The sequence below is a fragment of the Citrobacter sp. Ce129 genome (assembly GCF_030334545.1).
GTDB lineage: Bacteria > Pseudomonadota > Gammaproteobacteria > Enterobacterales > Enterobacteriaceae > Citrobacter > Citrobacter europaeus.
Map to the genome: position 1 here is coordinate 190,750 of NZ_JAOWDS010000065.1, position 23,241 is coordinate 213,990.

Here is a 23,241-nt window from a genome sequence, read left to right on the forward strand (position 1 = left end):
AAACTTGCCATTGGTGCAGGGCAAAAAGAGAAATTTTCTGCGGTTCAGTTATGGACATTCCATAATTTATATTAACCAGGCTGACGAGCGTTCCATTCGTCGCGCGTGATTTCCCAGAGTTCAGAATCCAGCAAACCGCTGACATACTCTTTCTTTTCTGTCCTGATAAGCCGCATGCCGCTACTGTCTGAAATACGTCTGGAACGGATATGAGGATACTATATAGCGAACTATCTCCCAGCGTGGATAAAGCACCTGAATCTGCGAGGCATCTTCGGCTTCTAATGGTTTTAACAGCAAACGTTTCGTATGGAGTTTTGGTATTTTCATACTCACTTTTCCTGCTCAAGCAAGAGAAAAGAATCAATGTGGGGAGGATTTTGAAAAAATATTAATAACCAGAACCCCAGCACAAATAAGAAGCATGCCTGCGATCGCCGGAAAATCTAGCTTTTGCCCACTTACCAACCAGCCCAAAAGGCTGATTAATACGATTCCAGCACCTGACCAAATTGCGTACGCAATACCCGTTGGAATGGTCGACAGGGTCTGGGAGAGAAGATAAAAGGCTGTGCAGTAGCACACAATAGTTGCTACAGATGGCCATAAGCGTGTAAATCCGTCAGAGAACTTCATCAGGGTTGTTCCTATGACTTCCGCTACGATGGCCCCGGCAAGGAAAATGTATGAATTCAAAATCTGATCCCATGTAACAATCTAAAACAATTATCGTATCACATAGGGTGAGATGCGTTTGAACGCAACGCTAACTACTTTAGTTTAGTTTAAAAAATGTCATCTTCGTGGCACGTAACGGATCGTCTGAAGCGCCGTGAGGTGTTCTATCAGCAAGAAGCGGACGTGTACGCGTTTTCTGAGATCCTGTATATGCAGGAGGCGGACTATGCGTTGACAGCGAATTTTAGAATACGTATATTGTTATGTTATAACATAACTTGAATGTGGAATTATGAAACTCACTTTCCCCCTGTTGATGCCTGTACTGCTGTTGCTTCCCCTGACTGGCGCAACTGCCGGCAACTATCCACTGACAATCGAAAACTGCGGCGTTACAGAAACCTTTAACCATGCACCTTCACGTGTGGTGACAATTGGTCAACATGAAACGGAACTCATGCTGGCGCTGGAACTGAAAGATAAAATTGTAGGCACTGCTGTTTGGTTTGGTGCATTACCCGATGATTTGAAAAAGCAAGGGGCGGGGTTAAAGCGACTTGCTGAGAATGCGCCTGGATTCGAAGCCGTAGCGGCCCAGCGTCCTGAGCTGGTTCTTGCTCAGTACAGCTGGCACGTTGGCCCGCAGGGAGAGGTGGCTACGCGTCAACAATTTGAACAATTGGGGGTCAGGACCTGGATCTCTCCAGCCGACTGTACTGCAAAAACAGTCACAGCGAACTCCAACGGCGATGGCGCACGATCAAAACCTTACTCAATCGATATCATTCTTGATGAAATCTCGGCGCTGGCGCGCGTTTTTGATGTGCCAGCACGTGGTGAAGCTCTGAAGCAAAAGCTGTCTGAGCGAATTGTCGCCGCGCAGCAGCAAATCCACATGCAACCGCAAGCGCCGCTTAAAGTGGTTTACTGGTTTTCAAGTCCCCGGCTGAAAGGCGATCCATGGATAGCAGGCAGTAAAGGCGCGCCAGGCTGGATTAATAAAACACTTGGTCTGAACAATATCATCGATTCTGATGAGGAGTGGCCTGCGGTGACCTGGGAGCATATCGTTAAGTCTCAGCCTGATATTATTGTTATTGCGAGTATGGAAAGACGGCTTTATCCCGCCGATGACGTAGAGACTAAAAAACGGTTCCTGGAAACCGATCCCGTCGCCCGTGAAATGCCTGCGGTCAAACAAGGGAATATCGTGGTGGTTCCTGCCATGTCGCTCAATCCATCATTGCGTAACGTAGAAGCAGTAGAACTGATTAGCCAGCAGATGAACGCTTTCGCTCCCTCCAGATGATGAGCAAATCTGTTTTCTACTGGCAAATCAGCCTGATAATTTCCTGCGGGATACTCAGTCTGCCGGTCATGATGATCCTTGCTGCGGCAACCGGCGATATACCGGTAAGTTTCGCGACTGCCTTTCGCGCAATAACCAATGGTCTGGGGCTAACGCACTTTGATTTACCCGCCGTAGAAGCAGGGATTGTCTGGCAGTACCGGATGAGTCGTGCGCTGATGGCGGCCAGCTGCGGTGGAGGGCTGGCGTTATGCGGGCTGGTTCTGCAATCATTGTTGCGTAACGCGCTTGCCGATCCTTATTTGCTGGGGATCTCTGCTGGTGCCTCAACCGGCGCCGTCAGCGTGATGTTGCTTGGTATTGGCAGCGGCTCCATCACGACGGGTGTCGGGGCGTTTATCGGAGCCTGTACCGCTTTTATGCTGATCATATTGTTATCGGGTGGTATGCGCGTGAACTCTGCACGCATCATTCTGGCGGGTATCGCCGGTACACAGTTGTTTAACGCGTTAACATCGTACATTGTCAGTACGGCGGCCAATGCTGAACAGTCGCGCGGCGTTATGTTCTGGCTGCTGGGTAGCCTGAGTGGCGTACGCTGGGCTGATGCGCTGCTGTGCTTCGCTGTCGTCATCATCGGGTTGCTTATCGTGGTTTGCTATAGCCGCTCGCTGGACACCTTTAACTTTGGTATGGAAGTCTCCTCGACGCTTGGAACGCGAGTGCTTCAGGTACGCGTTATTTTACTGCTGACTACCGCGTTGATTACGGCGGTAATCGTCAGCGCCATCGGTGCTGTAGGCTTTGTTGGGCTGGTTATCCCACATATAACCCGCATGATCGCCGGGCATCGTCATTTGCTCACTATCCCTGTTGCTTTTCTTGCCGGATGCCATTTTATGATTCTTGCAGACTTGATCTCACGCACCCTTATTAGTCATCAGGTTTTGCCGATTGGCGTAGTAACGGCGCTTGTGGGCGCTCCTGTTTTTGCCATGATTCTGTACCGCAACCGGGATAAATAATTATGCATATCGTGGTTGATAAGCTAAGTGTGACGCTCCAGGCTCGTCGGGTGTTATCTGATATCAGTTTTGTTGCGCACCGTTCGCAAACGGTGGGGCTACTTGGTCCTAACGGCTCTGGTAAATCCACGCTGATTCGCGCGATCGCTGGCGTTCAGCCCTGCGCGTGTGAGGGGGTGAAAATTGGCGGCAAGCTGACAAGTAACTTGAGCCAGCGCCAGCTTTCCCGCACGCTTGCTTTTGTTCCACAGCATGCGGAGGCGGAAGCGGAGCTAAGTGTTATTGATATTGTTCGCCTCGGCCGCACGCCGCACCGTAATGCATTCACGCCATGGCGGCAAGCTGATGAAGATGCTGTACAACAGGCGCTTTCGATGATGAGGCTTGATGCTCTGACCCAGAGAACCTGGCAGCGTCTGTCTGGCGGCGAGCGTCAGCGCTGTCAGATAGCCCGTGCGCTCACCCAGCAACCGGATATTCTATTACTGGACGAACCAATTAATCATCTGGATATCCAGTTCCAGCTGGAGCTGATGCGCCTTATTTCCGCGCTGCCGATTACCGTGATTATGGCATTACACGATCTGAATCTGGCTGCAAAATATTGTCAGCACCTGGTCGTGCTGCGTGAAGGTCAGGTTGTGGCGTCCGGTGAGCCTGCTGCTGTACTTACCCCGGAACTGATTCAGTCTACCTGGCAGGTCGATGCGACCATCTGTCGAACTGAACGGGGAATGATGAATATCCAGTACGCCTGAAATAGGCCTACGCAGAAACCATTATCAATATTCAGCGTCCGCTGGATTAAATCACTGGAATGTCAGTTTTGAGCGAGAAGCGGACGCTATTACCAACTTCAGCTATTGCCGTTTACGAAATTGTGCTTACGGTGTTTCCCGGTTGAAGCTAGCGAGAAACATCGTTATTTTTCTTATCACATAATGCTTATATGGAGAGTAATTGAGGCTAAAGGAGGAATCAATGTCACATTCGTCATCAAGAAGAAAAGTTCTAGCCGCAGAAGGCCTTCTTACGCATAGAGCGTCACACGCGCGGAGTTGCGCTAACCATGTTGCGAATAGATTGGGCATAACCCGCAGCGAGCTATTGATGAAGGTTGAGAAAGATACAGGGCGAGTCTGGTATCGCCACTTACAGAAGATGAGTTAATGAAAGCGTTTTATTATATGGAAAACCTTTAAGAGCGACTGCTGTGAATTAAGAGCGGGGGAGAGCAATCGCTATCATGGCTGATGACGACTGCACCCGCGGTAAGATAGACAGTTTTGTCACTCAATCTATCCAGGGTACAGGTTCACCAATATAAGTGTGTGTGCAGCAACGACATGTCACCTTAACGTCATCTCTCGTGATTGAAGGATTTACCTGTTGCAGAATTCCATTCTCATCAACAAATAGACCTGGGTAAAAACTGCTTTCACCAATGCAGACTAAATCCCTTCGCTGATGCTCATGTAGCGCGACCAACCAGAATACCGGCTCGGTGGTATCAAGACGTCCACATACTTCGCTGAATATTTCATCCCACGGTTTGCCAATCTGTTTGATCAAAAAATAAAACAATGGTGTGTAGTCTCGACCACGTTTCTGTTTGCCATGCATTGTCTCGTGCTTTGCCAGTAGCTCATCTCCAACTTTTTTACGATTGCGTCCCCAGCGATACTCAGCACCTGGATTATTAGAATGGTGCCGCGTCGTCGTGTTGACGCTGCGATACAGTTTACGGGACTTTTTCAGTTGGTGAGTACGCATAACTCGACCTCGTGCATCCATTATTCTGTGAGTCAGTAACCCCTGCCGGAGCTAGATTCAATAGCTTATGGTTGCATATAAACGGTCATGTTTAAAGATAGTCTTATTCTGCTGAAATACCTTCCTGCTGACAACTACCAAAAAGTCCGCTTCTGGCACACAGTGGACATCGCTGACTGAGCTGAAGGTCCGCGGTTAGCGAAAAGCGGATGTTTACACTCATGATCACCGCTTATGTACGCATTACGAACATAGCGCTGTATTAATCATCGGTAGCAGTTCAACTTAGCCATGTACACTTGCTTTGTACTAATATGTTTATCTAACAGATGCTTTAAAAAATCGCCTCAAAATGGATTTATCAACATGACTAGAACAGAAAGGCTTCTCGAGTTACTACAAATATTAAGGGCACAAAGATATCCGATCACAGCATCCACACTCTCAGAAAGATTGGGAATAAGTGTACGCTCCCTTTACAGAGATATAAAAACGCTGCAGCATCAAGGAGTATGCATTGAAGGTGGAGCTGGAATTGGTTATATCGTTAAATCTGACTTTCATTTGCCTCCCTTAAATCTTTCTCATGAAGAAATAAATGCTATTACACTTGGGTTAAATTGGGTATCGCATAATACAGATTATAATTTCAAAATTACCGCAAAGAATGCGCTTGCGAAAATACACGCCGTCATTCCCAGTGAATTGAAAAATCTTATTGAGAGTCAATCCTATCTGATCGGTCCTTCAGAAAACAATGAGATTTTTTTTGAAGACATTCGCAATGCTATAAAAAAAAGAAAGAAAATCAAAATAAATTATTGTGATAAAAAAGATTCTTACACTTCACGAGTCATATGGCCCATCGGATTGGTATACATGGAGTCGTGCTGGCTTTTGGTTGCATGGTGCGAGATGAGAAATGATTTTCGTCATTTTAGAACTGACAAAATTGAAGATATTGTGCAACTTGACTCCAACTATAGTGAAAGCAGGACAATTTTATTGAAAAAATGGAGAATAAAAGAAGGGATCTGCGAGGGGAAAGAGTACTGACAAAAACTGTCACAGATGGTTTGTATACTATCCCAGATGAAAGACTCAATTCTACTTCATAGGGGGTGGTTATGAATTTCCAGAATAAAATTGCCGTTATAACAGGAAGCACTACAGGTATAGGTGAGGCCGTCGCAGAGCAATTACATAAGCATGGTGCAAAAGTTGTTATTGTATCCCGCTCGTCAGAACAGGCTAAACAAAAAGCGGAACAATTATCTTCACAGGGACAACAAGCCATGGGGATCGGATGTGATGTGTCACAGCCCGAACAAGTCCGGCAAATGATAGATGAGGTTATCAAACATTTCGGCAGACTTGATTATGCTGTAAATAATGCAGGCTTAACAGGTGAACATGGTAAAAATATAACAGAGCAGACAGTTGAAAACTGGGATAAGGTTATTGCTACCTCATTGAGCGGCGTTTTTCACTGCCTAAAATATGAAATACCCCAGATGATGAAGTTTGGTGGATCTATAGTTAATTTATCTGCAGTAAATGGTCTGGTGGGCATTCCTGGATTAGCACCTTACACCGTGGCTAAACATGGTATAATCGGTTTAACTCAAACCGCAGCGCTAGAGTTTGCATGTCAAGGCATTCGAATCAATGCAGTCGCTCCGGGCTATGTCCAAACCCCAAGAATGAGTGAGTTCCCTGAAAATATTGTAAGTAGTTTCGCAAATAGCCACCCTATGAAAAGGATGGCAAAAATGCAGGAAATAGCAGACTTCATATTGTTCTTGCTGTCAGACAGTTCTACATTCTGTACCGGAGGCGTTTATCCAATCGATGGCGGTTATTTAGCTGAATAAAAAAGCACATTATTTTGAAGTGTAAGAATTGCTTTGCCAAAGTGGTAGGCTCAATGGAAGCGTTAGAATATAAAATTAACGCTTCCATTACAGGGCTAGTGAAAACAATATTTTCGTTAGGGATCTATATGTGTATAGATGATCGGTTCTCCATTGGTTCATACATCATGCCATTAGCAACGTCCGCTCCTGGCACACAACTGACGTCGGTATCAAGCAAACCGACGCCCGTTAATATTAAGCTGAACGATTAATTAACCTATTCCCCCGTTTCGTCATCTTCTTGTTGAGACCCTGATACCATTACGGTCAGTGTCATCTACTTCACAACACACATCGGCCTGCCAGATGCCGGCTCGGGGTGTATCTCCGTATCCACGCTGAATACGGTTCTTAGCAATCCAGGGTTCATCACCTCTTCTGGTGTGCCTTGTGCCATAACATGTCCGTTCGCCATCACCACCAGATGATCGCAGTACCGGCTGGCCTGATTAAGGTCATGCAGCACTGCGACCACCGTTTTCCCTTGGGCCCGGAGTTCGCCCATCAACCGCATCAGTTCTACCTGGTGATTGATATCGAGATAGGTGGTTGGCTCATCGAGGAGTACAACGGGCGTATTCTGGGCCAGGACCATCGCCAGAAAGGCGCGCTGGCGCTGACCGCCGGAAAGTTCGGTTAACCGTCGTTCGGCAAGATGATGGATTAGGGTCTGGCTCATGGCGGTATTAACCCGCGTATTGTCTTCAGCGGAAAGCCGCCCCCAGAGTGACAACCACGGGTTGCGGCCGTACGAAACCAGCTCCCGGACGGTGATCCCCTCTGGCGTTAAATGGTGCTGTGGCAGCAACGCCAGCCTGCGAGCGAGCTGGCGCGATGAAAACGCGTTAATGAGATGATCGCCGAAAAATACGCTGCCGGACTGCGGCATTAACAGCCGTGAAAAACAGTTTAACAACGTCGATTTCCCGCAACCGTTAGGGCCGAGCAGGGCGGTTATCTTCCCCGCTGGCAGTGCGAGTGAAACGCCGTCAAGCACCTTATTTGTACCGTAACAGACCGTCAGATTCTCAGTTCGTAATGTCATTTATCGCATTCTCACAAGCAGCCAGACAAACCATGGCGCACCGATAATGGCAGTCAGCACGCCAGCTGGAAGCTCCAGCGGGGGATGAATAATTCGCGCCAGCATATCGGCAACCACCAGCAGCAATGCACCTGCCAGGGCCGAAACGGGCAGCAGCCAGCGGTGACGTCCGCCGGTAATGCTGCGCACCATATGCGGCACCACAAGCCCAATAAAGCTGATCGGGCCGCAGACGGCCACGCCGGTTGACGTCATAGCAACAGCCAGTAGCAAAGCCCGGAACTGGGTACGCGGTACCGACACACCGAGCGTGGTGGCGCGCGCATCGCCCAATGCCAGGAGGTCGAGATCGCGGCAAAAACTCAGGCTCAGCGGCAGAAACAACATCAGCAGCGGGAGGGCAATCTTCACAAAGCTCCAGTCACGGCCCCATAAACTGCCGGTTAGCCAGAGCAGGGCGCTGTTCACATCCTGCGGGCGCGCGAGCATCAGATAATCCGTCAGGCTGGCCCAGCAGGCAGAAAGCGCGACCCCTGTGAGCGCCAGCTTTATCGGTTGGCTGGAGTTTGCCAGCATTTTCAACAGGATCAGGCCCGCCATGCCACCGGCAAAGGCCAGCGGCGGTAGTGCAATCACCGGGAGTGACGGCAAGAGAAGCAGTGCGCCCACAGAGGCCAGGCTGGCGGCATGGTTTACGCCGAGTATATCCGGCGATGCCAGGGGGTTACGCACGATCCCCTGCACCAGCACGCCTGCAACCGCGAGGGCTGCGCCAACAAACAGCGCCAGCAGCAATCGCGGCAGGCGGTACGCCGTTAACACGTAATGATACTCGCGCCCGGTCTGCCAGTCGGTCAGCAGGGCGCGCCAGGGAACGGAGATCACTCCCATTTGCAGCGACAGCACTGAAAATCCTGCCAGCGCGAGGGCGATGAAAATAACTAGCGCAATTTTCATCCACGCCTCCTGACCAGCCAGACAAAGCAGGGCGCCCCAATCAGAGCCACCACGGCTCCCGCGGGTAATTCGCCAGGGAAGGCCAGTGCGCGGGCCAGAACATCGGCCAGTAGCAGCAGCGTGGCGCCCATAAGCATGCTCATCGGCAGGACTTTGCGCTGGTTGAATCCCACCCAGAAGCGAGCCAGATGTGGCATCAGCAGGCCGATAAACGCCACCGGGCCAGCCACGCTGACGCAGGTACCGACCAGAAGCAGCACCAGAATGTTGATGATTAAACGTAGCTTCGGCAGATTCACCCCCAGCGTGCGGGCGGTGCTGTCGCTGACGTTAAGCAGGTTCAGTTGATTAGCCATCAGCAACACCACCGGTACTGCAACCGCCACCACCGGGAAAAGCTGCCAGAATTCCTGCCAGCGTGCGTGGGATACGCCTCCCGCAAGCCAGTAAAAAATGCCGTAGGCGTGATCTTCCGTCAGCAGCAGGGTGATACGGGTCAGGGCCATACAAAAAGCCGAGAACGCGATACCCGCGAGGATCAGTTTGTTTCTGTCCTGGGTATGGCGGAATCCACCGCCTGCGGTCATCACCAGCAGCCAGCTTACGCCGCCGCCGCAGGCGGCGATAAAGGCGATGGAGTAACCCGTTATGGACACAGGGCTGATGGCGCTGGTGAGTGCCATCGCCAACGCCGCGCCGCTGTTAATGCCGAGTAGCGAAGGGGAGGCCATTGCATTATGCGTCAGCGTCTGCAGCAGCGTTCCCGCGAGAGCCAGGCTTGCGCCGATCAGAATGGCGACCAGGCTTCGCGGCAGACGAAGGTTTTGCACCAGCGCTTGTGGAAGCGTCGGCACATGACCCGGCAGCAGGGCGCGAATGGCGTCAACGCCAGAAACAGGAATGGCCGAGTAGCAAAACAGACTCAGCCAGAAGATTGCGATAAGCGCGACAAGGGGAAGTCCCCACTGCAACGCTGGATGTTTGAAAACTGTCATTTCACATCGGATAAAGGCTGGTGATGAAAGATTTTTACCGTGTCGCTGGCAATGCGTTCGGCCGCGAAAATGCCGCGCATTCGCGCCCAGGCGTTACTGTCGACCGACGCCGTCTGCTGTTTTTGCGCCGCGGTTAACATCTGCCATAGCGGGTCTTGCTGCCAGCGTTTAACGATGCTTTCTTCGCGATAGTGCGCGACCAGCAGCCATGCAGGATTGAGCGCCAGCAACTGTTCCAGTCCGATGGACGGCATAGACGCGCCCGACATCGCCGCAGGTACCGTCAGCCCCAGAGCGGTCAAAACGCTCCCGGTCCAGGTCTCCTGCGTGTGCAGGTTGAACTGCTGCTCCCGAGAGGTACCGAACAACACCAGCGTGCCTTTTGGCAACTGGCTGGCCCATGCCGACATCTGTTGTTTGTGTCGCTCCAGACGTAACTGCATCTGTGCCTTTTTGCCAACGACTTCACCGATGATGGCCGCAGACTGCAGATTTTCAGCGTAGGTTTCATTGCGAGACTTAAGCAGCAGCACCGGTGCGATTTGCTGTAATGCGCTGTAAATAGCCGCATGGCGGCTGCTGTCGGCAATGATCAGATCCGGTTTCAGCACGCTGATAGCTTCTAAACTTGGCTGTGCACGCGTGCCGACAGATTGCCAGGGGTTAAGACGGGCGCGAACCTCTGGAAGAATGCGCGCGGCGTCGTTATCGTCGGCAATGCCGACCGGACTGACATCGACGGCGGCCAGTGCGTCCGCGAACGACAGTTCCAGCACGACTATCCGCTGTGGCGTTTTATCAAGCGTAAAGGTGCCATGTTCGTCATGTATCGTGGCGGCAAAGGCGTGACTGGTGAGTAGCAGAGCGGCGAATAGCGTGCGTAATGGTGTGAACATGTGAGTTGCCTGTGTCTTGTGGCGCTGCGCTTACCCGGCCTGTAAAAAACAGCATTCAGGCCGGGCAAACGGGATTTAGAACTTCAACGACCCCTGCATATACAGCGTGCGCGGTTGGCCTGTGTAGATGCCTTTGTTGTTGTCGTCGTAAGAGCGGGTGAAATACGCCTGGTCGAAAATATTTTTCACGCCGAACGCCAGATTCAGGTCTGCCATCTGCGGACCAAAGTCATAGGCTACGCGTGCGCCCCAGAGCATGAAGCCAGGGATGCGGCCGGTGCTGCCGTCGGCGCTCTCTTTAACGGTATTGGCGTTATCCGCAAACTGGCTGGACTGGAAATCGCTGTTCAGGTTGAAGGTCCAGTTGCCCGGCTTATAGTCCACGCCCAACGTGCCTTTGTGTTTCGGCGAGAAAGGCACTTGATTGCCGTAGGTATCGCCTTTCTCACGAATCTCGGCATTCACATACGCATAGCTTGCGTAGATCGACACGTCGTCGAGCGTTGGCGTCAGCGTGCCGAGGTCATAGCGGGCCTGGGTTTCCAGCCCGGTATGGCGCGTTTTACCGCGTGCGGTAACGGTGTCGTTGGTCTGGTTAGAATCGTACTGATTATTAAAGTTAATCAGGAACAGCCCCATTTCCGCTGTCAGTGCGCCATCGTCATATCGGGTTCCAAGCTCCCAGGTTCGCGCTTTTTCCGGTTCCACATTGCCGCTTTGCACAGCCTTGCCAATTTGGCTGTACTGTACGGTGCCGAACGAGCCTTCGGTGTTTGCATAAAGATTCCAGCTGTCAGTCAGGTGATAGAGCACGTTTAGCGCCGGAAGTGGGGCGTTATAGCTCACTTCCTCATGTGTGCCTTTGATGGCGTTGTTCTGATATGACTCGATATGTTCAAAGCGCATACCCGGCGTGATAGTCCAGTTGCCGACGTCGATTTTGTCATCCAGATACCAGGCGTGCGCTTCGGTGCCGGAACGGGTGTCGCGATCGTAAGGGCTGGCGTTGGACGGCAGTTGTCCGCTGCTGGTGGCGGTGTAGTAACGCATTTCATGGGTCGACTCGTTCACATAGCGGTAACCTACGCCCACTTCGTGCGCGGAAGAGCCCATCATAAAGCTCTGACTGTAGCGAGGTTCAATGCCACGTACCCAGTAGTTACGCGGTGAAAGGGTGAGGCGTTTGCCCTGTTCCAGGTAGCCGCTGCGTAGGGTTTCGGTGTAGAAGCCGTGAATATTGAATTTATGCTGGCTGTCTGGCTGGAACTGATAGCCGAGGCTTGCCAGCTTGCGGCGTCCCCAGAAGCGATCGTAAGGGCGCGTGGATTGCCAGCGATCGGCGTTGTAATCCGCGCGAGACAGGCCACCGGGCATGTCGGCTTTACCGTCGTAGTATTGCAACAGACTGTTGAAGGTATGCACTTCGTTTGGCGCATATTTGCTTTTCAGCATCAGGTCGTCGATGCGCGTCGCGCTGTGTTCGCGCCAGTCGCTGCCGCGAGTGCCGGAGTATAGCAGGGCGGTACCAAAACCGTTATCTGCCGTACCGCCCATCATCAGGTTGTGTGTCTCTTTTGGATTATTCTGTGAGGACGTTGGGCTGAGCTGGCCTTCCACGCCGGCTTCGATACCGAAGTCTTGCGGAATAGCGCGGGTGACAAAGTTCACCACGCCGCCCACGCTCTGCGGCCCGTAACGCACTGCTCCACCGCCGCGTACCACGTCGATGGCGTCCATATTTCCGAGCGAGACGGGTGCCAGTGAAAGCTGTGGCTGGCCGTAAGGGGCAAACGGCACGGGAATACCGTCCATCAGTACGGTTGATCGACTGGCGAGGCGCGGGTTCAGACCGCGAATACCAAAGTTCATTGCCAGATCGTGGCTGCCGGTACCGTTGTTTTCCGGGGCGGTGACGCCAGGAATGCGGTTCAGCACCTCGCGCATAGTTGTCGCACCGGTTTTGGCGAAATCCTCACGGCGGATAACGTCACGTGCGCCAGCATGTTCGAATACGTCGTTTTCGCGCGCATCTCCCAGCCAGTCGCCCACTACGGTCAGAGCATCTTCTTGCGGGGTTGGCGCAAGCTCGAGCGTCCAGCTGTTATTGCCCAGCGATTTCACCTGCAGGCCGCTACCGCTCAGCAGGTGTTGCAGACCAGTTTGGACGTCGTAGTCACCGTGGAGACCGTCACTCTGTTTACCGCGCGTCAGGCTGGCGTCAACCGACAGGGTAATTCCGCTGAGCGCGGCATACTGGTTAAGGGTTTTGTCGAGCGAACCCGGAGCGATATCAACCTGTGCTGCGAAGGCGGATAACGATAACCCCGCCAGCGGCAGCAGGCTCAGGCGAATGGCGTTAACCAAAGGTGTTGTTTTGCGAAAAACGCGTAAAGGCGTCATACCTTCTCCATCATCATTTTTGTTGTGTTCAGCTATGAGTCGAACGAGAAGGGGAAAAAGGACAATCGAAATGAGAATTATTTTTCTTACAATGCGGATATATTTACCCAGTATCGTGTAACTGACTGAATTTTAACTGGAAGTGTCTGGGCAATCACATCCAGGATCGCATCAGTATTTTTCAACGGGAAAGTTCCACTCAGGCGCAGTCCGGCCACAGCCGGATCGCAACGCAGCACGCCGTTGCGATAACGGCCGAGCGCGGCAATCACTTCACCCAGCGGTTTATCGCTGAAGCTCAGAACGCCCTGGGTCCAGGCGGCGTTGTCATCATCCGCTGAAGCTATCGCACCAAACTCAGACGCGCTAAACAGCAGACTCTCACCAGCGTTGACGATGCGTTTTTCCTGCGGACGGTTTGCCAATATGACTTCAACAGCGTGCTGTTGAACGGTAACCCGCGTGGCGTTGAGCTGCTGGAAGACGGTAAATTTCGTGCCTAAGGCGGTGAGCTGACCCTGGCGGGTCATCACCCGGAAAGGCCGACGCTGGGCGTCTTTTGCCGTGGTAATGGCAATTTCACCGTACCAGAGGTGAATAGCGCGCTGTCGCGTATCAAAACGAACATCTGCGGCGCTTTGCGTGTTGAGCGTCAGCAGCGAGCCATCGTCCAGCCGCTGATGGCTGACCGCGCCTTTGGCGGTGCGGTAGTCGGCGCGCAGCCCTTCACCGGCTTCAGATTGCCAGAGCTGCCAGCCGCCGCCCACGCCCATCAGCAACAGTAACCCTTTCATGACGTGGCGACGGGTAAGGCGCGTATCGTGCAATGCCCGGCTGGCGACATCGCCCGGTACGTGGCTGAGTTGGCTGCGCAGGTTTTCAACCTGTTGCCATGCCCACTGATGATCTTTGTCCTCTTCATACCATTGTTGCCAGCGCGCTTCCTGCTGTGGGCTGACGCGCTCGCCGCTCAATACGGCATACCAGTGTGATGCCGATCGCAATGCCTGGCGGCGAGAATCGGTAATAGAAGCGTTCACAGGCCGTGCTCCAGACGAAACAGCAAACAATGTTCGATAGCCTTTGCCATATACTTTTTCACCGAGCTGACGGAAATACCCAGCTTCAGCGCGATCTCGCTGTATGTCAGACCATCCAGTTGCGAAAGCAGAAACGCTTCGCGTGTTTTGCCATTTAGTCCGTCAAGCATGCTGTCGATGAGTTGCAGGGCTTCGAGCTGGCTTTCCCGTACCTCGGGCGAAGGCGCCAGCCCCTCAGGCATAAGCGCCAGCATCTCCAGATAGGCTTTCTCCAGCGCGTGTCGGCGGAACAGGTCGACCATCACTCGTTTGGCGATAGTGCACAGGAAGGAGCGAGGATCGCGGATTGTCGAGAGCGTGTCGCTGCCCATTACCCGTAGAAAAGTGTCCTGGGCAATGTCATCTGCATCAAAGGCGGACTGGAGTTTGCGCGTCAGCCAGCTTTTCAGCCAGCCGTGATGTGCGCCATAAAGCGACTCGAGCGTAAATGAAGCAGTGGTAGTGGCGTGGTCAGACATGCGGAATGCATCAAAAGTTAATTATCACGCGGCCATATTAATATGAGAATGGTTATCATTACAATTAGAAATATAAATTGTATGTCGTTGAGGGTTTTAATATGTTGTTTTTTATAAAAAATAGTTTCAGAGACTCATTAGTATGAGCGGAGACTGCTATTTCGTCCTGACCTGACGACCAGAAAGCAGGATCACTAAATCTTCCATAAGCCCAAAACACCAAAAATATGATCTGACAGGTACATATGTCAATGTGACTGCCGCTGCCAGATCAATTAAATCTTACTATATGAAAAATAGGCAATTTCCGTATTATGCACTTAAGCTAACAATGATTAGGAGGCATAAACTGAAAGGAGCTCTTTAGCTGCCAGTTGACCAAGTGCATTGGCCGCAAAAGGACTGTCCCCAGTGAGCACCTTACGATCCTTGTAAACACTTCCTTTAATGTCCTCATTAACAATGTTCATCCCCATTTGCTTAAGCGCTTCGCCAAAATACCATGTGAGGTGACCAGGCATATAACCTATATCAGGCGTCTGCTTATCAGCTGAATCAGGGAAAGCACAAATAGAATAGCCTTTAAGAGGGTTATCGCCATTACGTAGCGAAAGGAATGCTGCAGGGCCATGGCAAAGGGATATGACGAAGCGGTCATTGTTCATGAACCAGCGAAGGGTATCGGCTACTTCGCTGCTTTCTGGCAGTCCAATCAGTGCGCCGTGGCCACCAGGAATAAACACGGCAGCATATTCACTTTGCTCGTTCAGGCTACTCAATATATTGGACAATTTTTCAGGATTTTGAAACTTAGCCCTATACCCGCTGAAAAATGGCATAATTTTTTCATCCTTATGCGGCATGGCCCAGTATTCGAACTTGGTCATGTAACCTGATATTGTCGCAATGTCAAAATCAAAACCGGCGGCATGCAGGTGATACATTGGAATCAGCGTTTCAACAGGATGGTTTCCTGTTGAGAACAGAGCCCCGCTATCAGTCATCAGGTAACGCTCATCCGCAGCGATGACCAGCACCTTTTTCTCTCCCATGTACTGTTTGGGATAGTTGTAGTCACTAAGGTCAGATACTGGGCTGGTAAACTGACTCAGAGAATAGTCAGAAGGGAAAAATGCGTTTTCTTCAGCATGATCCACTTTCGGGTGTTTACTTTTATCATCTGTCATTACGTATTCCTCGTTGATTGATGTTAACTCTCTTTCCCGGGTCTGAATTCGCCGGTTTTTACCATTAAAAGCCTTCCGTTCAGTTCACTTCAGCCCGGAGCATGCGTTCAGTGAATGGCCTCTACATGAACGAAACTGAAAAATAGGCTACAGTCAGAACCACACCATAAAGCAACTTCTCTCATATGCTGTTTCAGAGAATTCAGACCGCCCTCAGATATTCTTCATCTGAATAATAGTATTTATAGTTATCCTGATCACATCTGAAAGCGATTGTTGCTTATACCAGGCGCATGACAGATCCAATACCTGCTGGTTGGGTAACAAGCAGGTACGTATACCCATTTATTATAGTGAATTAGCATCCAGCTTCAGGTGACTGTAAAACTGCTGCTCCAGTTTCAATTCCAGTATTGAACGAATCTCAGATGCCAGGTTCTTATAAAATCCTGAAAGCTCATCATTCTTGCACAACAAAACAATTTTGCGACGCTCTTTGGGTTTATTGATCTGAATGATCTTCAGTGAGTCAGAGAAAGCTGGAAAGGTGGTAATAAATAACGGCGTAGTCAACGTCCATCCGTACCCGCAGGCAATTAGCTTTAAAATCTCATCAGCATTATCAATTTCAAACTGAATTGAAGGGGAGAAATTCTGCCATTTCAGCCAGTTGAGTGTCTGGATCCCTGTTGGCGTATTTTTGGTATAAGCAATGTAATTCCGTTGCTTACATAATTCTTCCAATTCTGTTTCCGGCCATCCTTTTGGGCAAATACAGAGGAATTCCTCCTCAATCAATGGGTACATTTTAACATTGGGCGGCATTTCCGTATGCAACATCGTTACAGCCAGATTAATATCCCCCTTATTCAGCGCCAGGAGCAATCCTGATGCTGTGCCAGTTACCTGTAAAATATGCTTCACCTGTGGTTGCAGGAACTTAAGGATATCCAAACCAACAGTTTTACTAATTGAATCCACAAAACCAATTTTCAGATGTGAGATATGTCCATCGCTTATAGCATTGATATGTTCTTGAAGGTGGACACCGTTATCAATAATTTTTTTCCCAAGTGGGTAGAGAGCCTGCCCGGCTATTGTCATCTGGATTGGGCGTTGAGAACGGTTAACCAGAGCAGTATTTAAGGCGAGTTCCAGGTTCGCAACCTGCTGTGAAATTGATGACTGGGTTACGCTAAGTTTCTTGGCTGCAGCTGTAAATGAGCCTGTATCTATCACGGCCAGAAATGCCTGTAATTGCTTAAAGTCGAAGTTGATATCCTTCATTTACACCCCGGATTATTACTGTTTTTAATAGTATCTATCTAACTTTTAAATGGTATTTTTTCTTTGAGCTACTTCAAACTATCTGTCATATCGGTAATTTAATGTATTGGCAACCTTAATACACAAGAGATAGAAAAATGCGTGAAGAGAAGGATCTATTAGGAACTTTAATGGTGCCAGACGAGGCTTACTACGGTATTCAAACACAACGTGCGGTGTTGAATTTCTCAGTGTCAGGAAAAACCGCAGGAGAAATCCCGCACTTTTTATGGTCTATCGCCGTAATCAAGCAAGCAGCAGCACAGGCTAACAGACAAATTGGTGCTCTGGATCAACAGAAGGCATCAGCCATCGTTAAAGCGTCAGAGGAGGTAATGGCCGGAGATTATGATGCCCATTTCCCTATTGATATATTCCAGGGGGGAGGCGGTACTTCAACTAACATGAATATGAATGAAGTGGTCGCAAACCGTGCCAATGAGATTATCACTGGCAAACGTGGATATGATGAGATTCACCCGAATACCCACGTTAATATGGGACAGTCAACCAATGACGTCATTCCAGCGGCGATGAAAATGACCAGCCGTATGAATATAAATCAACTGTTAGTTCAATTAGAAAGACTTGAAGCCGTGTTGTCAGAAAAAAGTTGCTTGTTCGCTGACAAGGTAAAGTTGGGGAGAACCTGCTTACAAGATGCAGTGCCGATGACGTTTGGCCAGCAATTTGGCGCTTATCGCACACAGGTCAGTAAACTTAAAGCGAAAATGGTGGAAGTAAGCGAAGAAGCATTATTTTTACCGTTGGGAGCAACAGCAATAGGTACAGGATTATCCACTCACGAAGGATATCTTCCGGCAGTTTATCAGTGGCTGGAAAGTATTACTGGAGATAAATATGCCCCAGAATCAGATTTCTTCGATGGTCTCCAACATGGTGATTTCTATATTGAATTTTCCTCGCAGCTAAAAAAAATAGCTGCATTTCTCTCAAAAATGGCTACTGATTTTCGTATTCAGGGTTCAGGACCAAGAGCCGGTTTTAATGAAATTATTGTTCCTGCTGTTCAACCCGGCTCGTCAATTATGCCGGGAAAAATTAATCCAGTGATGCCTGAATTGATAAATCAAATTGCGTATCAGGTAATTGGCAATGACCTGACGGTGACGATGGCTGTTGAGGGGGGGGAACTGGATCTGAACGTGTGGGAACCGGTATTGTTGAAAGCTCTCTTTGAGTCCTGCTCGTTATTGAGTAAAAGTATACCCTTATTTATTGATAACTGCCTGAAGGATATAGCGATCAACGAAGAAGTGAGCACGCGTTATGCAGAGGAAAGTACGGCGCTTTCGACCATCATCGCAACACTGTTTGGCTATCAGGTTGGGTCCAGAATTGCTAAGGCTGCGTATCAGCAGCAGACCAGTGTAAAACAGGTCGTGTTAGCAGAAAAGCTGCTGACGCCAGAACAGGCAGATTATTTGCTTGACCCAATGAATATGACTGACCCACAAAAAAGTACAGCAGTAATTAAACGGTATAAAAAGGAAATGAATATTTCGTAATCAACCGATGTGATAAACAACTCACTTTAACTTAAGGTAATGAATAATTATATTCATTACCTTTACATCCCTTTTGCGTGAATTATAATTTTAAATAGGTCAAATATATGGTGATTTTACATATCGCTTTATTGCTAGGGACTATCATGCTTGCCGCCCGTTGGGGAGGGATTGGCGTAGGGTTCGCTGGTGGGGTTGGATTAGCAATTGCAGTTTTTATTTTTGATGTTCCGGTTGGGAGCCCGCCTGTCGACGTTATGCTCATTATTCTGTCTACTATTGTAGCGCTCTCTGCAATGCAACAGGCTGGCGGAATGGATTATTTAGTAACTGTGACAGAGAAATTATTACGCAATAATCCAGGTTGCCTTAATATTCTTGCGCCAACTGTGACCTTTATCCTGACAGTACTTTCCGGGACAGGTTATACCGCCATGTCTGTCATGAATGTGATTCAGGAAGTTGCAAAAGATAACGGCATCAGACCCAGTCAGCCATTAAGCTCTGCTGTTGTAGCCTCACAGTTAGGGATTACAGCCTCACCAATCTCTGCCGCCACGGCAATTATGTATGGTACAGTAGAGGTAATGGGAGTCAGTTTTGCTGATGCTATGTTGATTGTTTTCCCCACCGCTTTTTTTGCTGTGTTAGTTGCAGCTTTCATCGCCAGTAAACAGGGCGAAAAACTGGCTGATGATCCCGTTTGTAGGAAAGTTATGCAGGAAAATAAAGTCGTTATAAATAAACATGTCAGCTATGAGACTCCCGCCAGCGCTAAATCATCGGTAGTGATATTCCTGATGGGTGTTTTATTTGTGGTTTGTATGTTGATGTTTAAGTCAGTTATTGGGCACAAAATTAACTCCCGCGATTTAATAATCATTGCCATGTTTGTTGTTTCCACGGTCATTATCTTTACATGCAAGTTGGATATGAAGGAGCTGAAGAATTCACCTATATTTAAATCTGGTGCTGAATCATTAGTAGTGGTATTAGGTATTGTGTGGTTAAGCAGTACGCTTATTGGCGCACACATTGACGAGATAAAAATACAAGCCAGTGATATGTTGCGTTTATATCCTGGTTTACTTGCAGTTGTTTTTTTCTGTACCAGTGCAATGTTATTCAGTCAGGGGGCAACGTGTGCCTTATTAATGCCTATTGCTGCTTCTATTGGCATTAGTGCTGATGCGATTTTGGCCAGTTTTGTCGCGGTTAGCGCACTTTATCTCACTAATATTTATCCAACAACTGCATTTGCTATTGCAACCGATGATACAGGTTCATTTTTAAGTAAACGATGGAATGGTTCTAAGATAGTTAATCATCCATTCTTTTTGCCAGGCTGTATCTCTATAGTGGTTGCGGTACCAGTCGGTTTCATTCTGGCAAAAATCATTCTTTAACTAATATCATTTCTAAGCAAGTTCAGGACATGCCAGGATGTAACGCAGAATATTTTAGCGGGTTAAAGATAACTAACTTTTACTGTATTTGACCAATAAGCTGCGTGTCAGCTTCTGATAACTCCCGACGATAGTAATTCGTCGGGAGCTATCTTTATTTATCGAAAAGGGTGTTATCAGCGCTCAGAATACCGGTAAACCCAGACCTTGCTTCACTTCTCTTAATGTCTGCTGCGTAATTTCGTGCGCCTGTTCGCTTCCTTTTTTGAGCATCGCCATCAGCATGCCTTTATCCTGGATGTAGGTTGCCCGCCGCTCGCGCATCGGGGCGATAAGCTCTTGCAGGCACATCTCCAGCTCGTTTTTACATGCCCGGTCACCCAGTCCACCGCGCTGATAATGCGCTTTCATCTCAGCCACTTTCGCTTTATCCGGATGAAAAGCGTCGAGGTAAGTGAATACCATATTGCCGTCAATTTTCCCCGGATCGGAGACTTTTAGATGATTAGGGTCGGTGTACATTGTGCTGACCGCATGATGAATAGCCTCTTCGCTGGCGGATAAGAGTAATGTGTTACCGAGCGATTTAGACATTTTGGCATTACCGTCAATCCCTGGAAGGCGGCTGGTTTCACTCAGCAACGCTTTACAGTGCGACAAGACGGGGGCTGGTAACAGGCTATTCATCTTATGTACGATCTCATTGGTCTGTTCAATCATTGGCAACTGATCGTCGCCGACGGGAACCACTTCGGCTTTGAAAGCTGTAATATCTGCTGCCTGACTGATGGGATAAACCAGAAAGCCAACCGGTAACGAGCGGGCAAAACCTTTCTGCGCAATTTCGTTTTTGACTGTGGGATTACGCTCCACGCGAGCTACGGTGACGATGTTCATATAAAGAGTGGTCAGCTCAGCGAGGGCGGGCAGTGCAGATTGCAGACAAATGGTAGTGAGTGAAGGGTCTATACCAGCGGCGAGGTAATCGGCCAGTACTTCGGGAATATTGTCCCGGATCTTTTGCGGCGTGCTGCCGTTATCGGTTAGCCCTTGCAGGTCAGCAACCAATATAAACTGCTGATAATCATGTTGCAGAATAGCACGCTGGCGCAGAGACCCAACATAGTGGCCAAGATGCAGCGGGCCGGTGGGACGATCGCCAGTGAGGATGATGGTTTTGTTGTTCATGTAAGACTCCTTAATCATAAAACCGAAAGGGGTCTTTAAATGCAAATAACCGCCTTTCGGCGGTTATCTAAAAATGGGGAAAACACATTCTGACCGCCTTTAAGAAGGCAGCCACCACTGGTTGTAATTAAAAGCGGTGATATCGTGTTTTATGTTCATCCAGTTAACATATCACCGCCTGGCGCAGAGGTAAAGCAATGCACGTAATGCCGGCGTAACTCAGCTTGCTTCCAGCATGCCAAAGCTAACGATGCGCGAACGTCCCAACTCTTTAGCACGGTACAGCGCGACATCTGCGGCGCGCAGCAAGTTGTCGCTCTGGGCGTGCTGTGGATAACTGGCAACGCCGATAGAGACATCGACGTGACCAATGTCAGAGACGCCAAAGCGCAGCGACAGTTCGCGTACGCCGTTGTAGATATCCGTTGCAAAGCGGTTAGCGGCCTGTTCATCCGTATTAGCCAGCAGCACCAGAAATTCTTCGCCGCCGTAGCGGAAGGCCATGCCGCTGTCGTGGACAACGCATGGAATAGTCGCCGCGATACTTTTTATCACGCTATCGCCTGCCTCATGACCAAAGCGGTCGTTAATATTTTTGAAATGGTCGATATCGATCATCAGGCAGCTTATCGGCTCTTTGTTACGTACTGCCTGGCTCATTTGGGTGCGTAGCGTATCTTCCAGATGGTGACGGTTGCGCAGTCCGGTTAGCGGATCGTAGAGCGCTTTCTCCAGCAACGCATCGCGCAGGCGCTGGTTGGCTAACGCCAGACCGAGTGCTTCCGCCATCAGCTCCAGATACGCCCGTGAGGGAGCAGAATCTTTGCTGAGGTTCTGGAATGAGAGCAGACCAATGGCTTCACCTTGGGCAATCAGTGGCACGCACAAAGTGTGCTGCTGGCATGACTCCGGCAGATGATAGCAGGCGATATCGGGTTCGCCTTGCAACGGGGGATGGCTCTGACCACGGCGCACAGCCCAGCACTCGTCCGGGTGGAAAGCGTCTGCTTTGCCCTGTGGTGAAAGCCATTGCGCAACGCAGCGCATCTGCCAGGGTTCGCGGTCCAGTATGTAAAGCCGCCCGGCAATACCCGGGGCAATATTTGGCGCAAACAGCTCGGCCACATTAATGACATCGGCAAAACTCTCGCAGCCCTGCAAACGTTGAGTCATGCGCGCCAGCAGCTCGCGGATAGCCCAGTCGGCATCTCGTTCTTTCTCCAGTCGTTGTCGTACCAGGCCGTTTTCGCGAAAAATTCGGATCGCCTGCGCCATATCGCCGATTTCATCGATCTGGTTAAAGCTGGGCGTTTCCACGGCGTAATCCTGCGACGCCAGACGGTTAACCACATCGCTCAGCCGTACAACGGGGCGTAATACGCGGCGTTTTAAAATAAAGCCGAGGACAAACAAAAATAGCAGTGCCGTTAGCCCGACCATCACTTCCGAGGCCGTACGTAGCGTGCGCGATGCCTGGGTAGCATCTTCAATGGTGTCGCGTACGCGGTTGTCGAGCAACTGACGGAAATGGTCTATCCGATCCTGGGCGCGCTCCAGTTCTTGTTCATAAGTTTTCCCGTACAGCAGGGCGATGGCCTGCGACTCTTCTCCGCGCGCGACGCTGGCAAGCGCCGTAGCTTGTTCATCCTGCAGGGCATCAACAATCTGTAGTCCTTCATGTAACAGCGCCAGCTCTTCATCCGTTGCCCCGATGTCTTTTAGCTTCGACAACCGCTGTTCCACCGCTTTTAGCGATGCTTCTTTCTGACGGTAGGCATTAAGCGCCTCAGGATCTTTTGCAATAACATATTCGCGTGCCAGATCGGACAGCGACCAGGCGTCGAGCTCTACTTCTTCGGTCAGCTGATCGAATTGGTATCGCTGCTCCACCACCTGGCGTTCGGTGTTATCGGCGCTGGAGGCCATCAACATGACAACGCCGGAGGCTATGGTCAGACATACCGTCGCGCTGTAGGCCCAGTTGGTGATTGTGGCAATTCGCACTGATTAGTTCCTTCTGCGACGATTAATGAATACGCATGATTGAAATTAT

The 23,241-nt window shown here is 49.8% G+C and carries 20 protein-coding genes and 2 pseudogenes; 7 read left to right on the forward strand and 15 right to left on the reverse strand.

Annotation, left to right across the window (positions count from 1 at the left end; genetic code table 11):
• Nucleotides 1-71: 71 nt before the first annotated feature.
• Together OGV77_RS14830 and OGV77_RS14835 are read right to left on the reverse strand one after the other, a co-directional pair.
• Nucleotides 72-330, reverse strand: a pseudogene (locus tag OGV77_RS14830) (hypothetical protein).
• Between the two features lie 33 nt (nt 331-363).
• Nucleotides 364-696: an EmrE family multidrug efflux SMR transporter gene (locus OGV77_RS14835; RefSeq protein WP_063941528.1), complete on the reverse strand. Its 333-nt coding sequence runs from the start codon at nt 694-696 to the stop codon at nt 364-366.
• 274 nt (nt 697-970) lie between these two features.
• On the opposite strand from OGV77_RS14835, the gene OGV77_RS14840 reads away from it, so the two are divergent.
• Genes OGV77_RS14840 through OGV77_RS14850 form a run of 3 tightly spaced genes read left to right on the forward strand, consistent with a single transcriptional unit; the run spans nt 971 to nt 3,770 of the window.
• Complete coding sequence (locus OGV77_RS14840) at nt 971-1,987, forward strand: ABC transporter substrate-binding protein (protein ID WP_087050616.1); 1,017 nt, start codon at nt 971-973, stop codon at nt 1,985-1,987.
• Entirely contained in the window at nt 1,987-3,012 is a 1,026-nt protein-coding gene (locus OGV77_RS14845; protein WP_370638288.1) for a FecCD family ABC transporter permease, read from the forward strand. Before OGV77_RS14840 ends, OGV77_RS14845 begins: the two co-directional genes overlap by 1 nt.
• Nucleotides 3,013-3,014: 2 nt before the next feature.
• Nucleotides 3,015-3,770: an ABC transporter ATP-binding protein gene (locus OGV77_RS14850; RefSeq protein WP_043016475.1), complete on the forward strand. Its 756-nt coding sequence runs from the start codon at nt 3,015-3,017 to the stop codon at nt 3,768-3,770.
• 535 nt (nt 3,771-4,305) lie between these two features.
• Here the strand turns inward: OGV77_RS14850 and OGV77_RS14855 are convergent.
• Nucleotides 4,306-4,785: a hypothetical protein gene (locus OGV77_RS14855; protein WP_087050614.1), complete on the reverse strand. Its 480-nt coding sequence runs from the start codon at nt 4,783-4,785 to the stop codon at nt 4,306-4,308.
• A gap of 366 nt (nt 4,786-5,151) precedes the next feature.
• Between OGV77_RS14855 and OGV77_RS14860 the strand changes: the two genes are divergently transcribed.
• Entirely contained in the window at nt 5,152-5,841 is a 690-nt protein-coding gene (locus OGV77_RS14860) for a helix-turn-helix transcriptional regulator (RefSeq protein WP_075146102.1), read from the forward strand.
• A 71-nt stretch (nt 5,842-5,912) separates the two neighbouring features.
• A complete protein-coding gene (locus OGV77_RS14865; protein WP_043016469.1) occupies nt 5,913-6,659 on the forward strand; it encodes an SDR family NAD(P)-dependent oxidoreductase in 747 nt (248 codons plus the stop codon).
• Nucleotides 6,660-6,978: 319 nt separating this feature from the next.
• Here OGV77_RS14865 and fecE read toward each other — a convergent pair whose 3' ends face one another.
• From fecE to OGV77_RS14910, 9 genes are all read right to left on the reverse strand, one after another.
• On the reverse strand, nt 6,979-7,746 hold the full coding sequence (gene fecE / locus OGV77_RS14870; RefSeq protein WP_080625121.1) for a Fe(3+) dicitrate ABC transporter ATP-binding protein FecE: 768 nt from the start codon (nt 7,744-7,746) through the stop codon (nt 6,979-6,981).
• Complete coding sequence (gene fecD, locus OGV77_RS14875) at nt 7,747-8,703, reverse strand: Fe(3+) dicitrate ABC transporter permease subunit FecD (protein ID WP_080625122.1); 957 nt, start codon at nt 8,701-8,703, stop codon at nt 7,747-7,749.
• Nucleotides 8,700-9,698 carry an iron-dicitrate ABC transporter permease FecC gene (gene fecC, locus OGV77_RS14880; RefSeq protein ID WP_080625123.1) on the reverse strand — a complete coding sequence of 333 codons (999 nt, stop codon included), beginning with the start codon at nt 9,696-9,698 and terminating at the stop codon, nt 8,700-8,702. The genes fecD and fecC overlap by 4 nt, the downstream gene beginning before the upstream one ends.
• Nucleotides 9,695-10,594: a Fe(3+) dicitrate ABC transporter substrate-binding protein FecB gene (locus tag OGV77_RS14885; protein WP_043016465.1), complete on the reverse strand. Its 900-nt coding sequence runs from the start codon at nt 10,592-10,594 to the stop codon at nt 9,695-9,697. Before OGV77_RS14885 ends, fecC begins: the two co-directional genes overlap by 4 nt.
• A gap of 75 nt (nt 10,595-10,669) precedes the next feature.
• Entirely contained in the window at nt 10,670-12,994 is a 2,325-nt protein-coding gene (gene fecA, locus OGV77_RS14890; RefSeq protein ID WP_087050613.1) for a TonB-dependent Fe(3+) dicitrate receptor FecA, read from the reverse strand.
• Between the two features lie 86 nt (nt 12,995-13,080).
• Nucleotides 13,081-14,034, reverse strand: coding sequence for a ferric citrate uptake sigma factor regulator FecR (fecR, locus tag OGV77_RS14895; RefSeq protein WP_087050612.1), 954 nt, complete (start codon nt 14,032-14,034; stop codon nt 13,081-13,083).
• Nucleotides 14,031-14,552 (reverse strand): ferric citrate uptake sigma factor FecI, encoded by a 522-nt coding sequence (gene fecI, locus OGV77_RS14900; protein WP_047411508.1) that lies wholly within the window; start codon nt 14,550-14,552, stop codon nt 14,031-14,033. The genes fecR and fecI overlap by 4 nt, the downstream gene beginning before the upstream one ends.
• 335 nt (nt 14,553-14,887) lie before the next feature.
• Nucleotides 14,888-15,739: a glyoxalase III HchA gene (hchA, locus tag OGV77_RS14905; protein WP_043016461.1), complete on the reverse strand. Its 852-nt coding sequence runs from the start codon at nt 15,737-15,739 to the stop codon at nt 14,888-14,890.
• 348 nt (nt 15,740-16,087) lie between these two features.
• A complete protein-coding gene (locus OGV77_RS14910) occupies nt 16,088-17,026 on the reverse strand; it encodes a LysR family transcriptional regulator (RefSeq protein WP_087050611.1) in 939 nt (312 codons plus the stop codon).
• A gap of 137 nt (nt 17,027-17,163) precedes the next feature.
• On the opposite strand from OGV77_RS14910, the gene OGV77_RS14915 reads away from it, so the two are divergent.
• Together OGV77_RS14915 and OGV77_RS14920 are read left to right on the forward strand one after the other, a co-directional pair.
• Nucleotides 17,164-18,594 carry an aspartate ammonia-lyase gene (locus OGV77_RS14915; RefSeq protein ID WP_043016459.1) on the forward strand — a complete coding sequence of 477 codons (1,431 nt, stop codon included), beginning with the start codon at nt 17,164-17,166 and terminating at the stop codon, nt 18,592-18,594.
• Between the two features lie 107 nt (nt 18,595-18,701).
• Entirely contained in the window at nt 18,702-20,000 is a 1,299-nt protein-coding gene (locus OGV77_RS14920; RefSeq protein ID WP_087050610.1) for an anaerobic C4-dicarboxylate transporter, read from the forward strand.
• A 183-nt stretch (nt 20,001-20,183) separates the two neighbouring features.
• Here the strand turns inward: OGV77_RS14920 and trpS are convergent, their stop codons facing one another.
• The 3 genes and pseudogenes from trpS to OGV77_RS24865 form a co-directional block, all read right to left on the reverse strand.
• Complete coding sequence (gene trpS / locus OGV77_RS14925) at nt 20,184-21,188, reverse strand: tryptophan--tRNA ligase (protein ID WP_087050609.1); 1,005 nt, start codon at nt 21,186-21,188, stop codon at nt 20,184-20,186.
• Nucleotides 21,189-21,407: 219 nt separating this feature from the next.
• Nucleotides 21,408-22,463 carry a sensor domain-containing diguanylate cyclase gene (locus tag OGV77_RS24860; protein ID WP_502873699.1) on the reverse strand — a complete coding sequence of 352 codons (1,056 nt, stop codon included), beginning with the start codon at nt 22,461-22,463 and terminating at the stop codon, nt 21,408-21,410.
• Nucleotides 22,443-23,120, reverse strand: a pseudogene (locus OGV77_RS24865) (HAMP domain-containing protein); the annotation flags it as partial. The gene OGV77_RS24860 and the pseudogene OGV77_RS24865, both read right to left, overlap by 21 nt.
• Nucleotides 23,121-23,241: the final 121 nt, after the last annotated feature.

Excerpts from the sequence above, each read along its gene's own strand:
- OGV77_RS14840 (WP_087050616.1), top strand. The coding sequence starts at position 971 with ATGAAACTCACTTTCCCCCTGTTGATGCCTGTACTGCTGTTGCTTCCC.
- OGV77_RS14845 (WP_370638288.1), top strand. The coding sequence starts at position 1,987 with ATGAGCAAATCTGTTTTCTACTGGCAAATCAGCCTGATAATTTCCTGC.
- OGV77_RS14850 (WP_043016475.1), top strand. The coding sequence starts at position 3,015 with ATGCATATCGTGGTTGATAAGCTAAGTGTGACGCTCCAGGCTCGTCGG.
- OGV77_RS14855 (WP_087050614.1), bottom strand. The coding sequence starts at position 4,785 with ATGCGTACTCACCAACTGAAAAAGTCCCGTAAACTGTATCGCAGCGTC.
- OGV77_RS14860 (WP_075146102.1), top strand. The coding sequence starts at position 5,152 with ATGACTAGAACAGAAAGGCTTCTCGAGTTACTACAAATATTAAGGGCA.
- OGV77_RS14865 (WP_043016469.1), top strand. The coding sequence starts at position 5,913 with ATGAATTTCCAGAATAAAATTGCCGTTATAACAGGAAGCACTACAGGT.
- fecE (WP_080625121.1), bottom strand. The coding sequence starts at position 7,746 with ATGACATTACGAACTGAGAATCTGACGGTCTGTTACGGTACAAATAAG.
- fecD (WP_080625122.1), bottom strand. The coding sequence starts at position 8,703 with ATGAAAATTGCGCTAGTTATTTTCATCGCCCTCGCGCTGGCAGGATTT.
- fecC (WP_080625123.1), bottom strand. The coding sequence starts at position 9,698 with ATGACAGTTTTCAAACATCCAGCGTTGCAGTGGGGACTTCCCCTTGTC.
- OGV77_RS14885 (WP_043016465.1), bottom strand. The coding sequence starts at position 10,594 with ATGTTCACACCATTACGCACGCTATTCGCCGCTCTGCTACTCACCAGT.
- fecA (WP_087050613.1), bottom strand. The coding sequence starts at position 12,994 with ATGACGCCTTTACGCGTTTTTCGCAAAACAACACCTTTGGTTAACGCC.
- fecI (WP_047411508.1), bottom strand. The coding sequence starts at position 14,552 with ATGTCTGACCACGCCACTACCACTGCTTCATTTACGCTCGAGTCGCTT.
- hchA (WP_043016461.1), bottom strand. The coding sequence starts at position 15,739 with ATGACAGATGATAAAAGTAAACACCCGAAAGTGGATCATGCTGAAGAA.
- OGV77_RS14910 (WP_087050611.1), bottom strand. The coding sequence starts at position 17,026 with ATGAAGGATATCAACTTCGACTTTAAGCAATTACAGGCATTTCTGGCC.
- OGV77_RS14915 (WP_043016459.1), top strand. The coding sequence starts at position 17,164 with ATGCGTGAAGAGAAGGATCTATTAGGAACTTTAATGGTGCCAGACGAG.
- OGV77_RS14920 (WP_087050610.1), top strand. The coding sequence starts at position 18,702 with ATGGTGATTTTACATATCGCTTTATTGCTAGGGACTATCATGCTTGCC.
- trpS (WP_087050609.1), bottom strand. The coding sequence starts at position 21,188 with ATGAACAACAAAACCATCATCCTCACTGGCGATCGTCCCACCGGCCCG.
- OGV77_RS24860 (WP_502873699.1), bottom strand. The coding sequence starts at position 22,463 with ATGGCGCAGGCGATCCGAATTTTTCGCGAAAACGGCCTGGTACGACAA.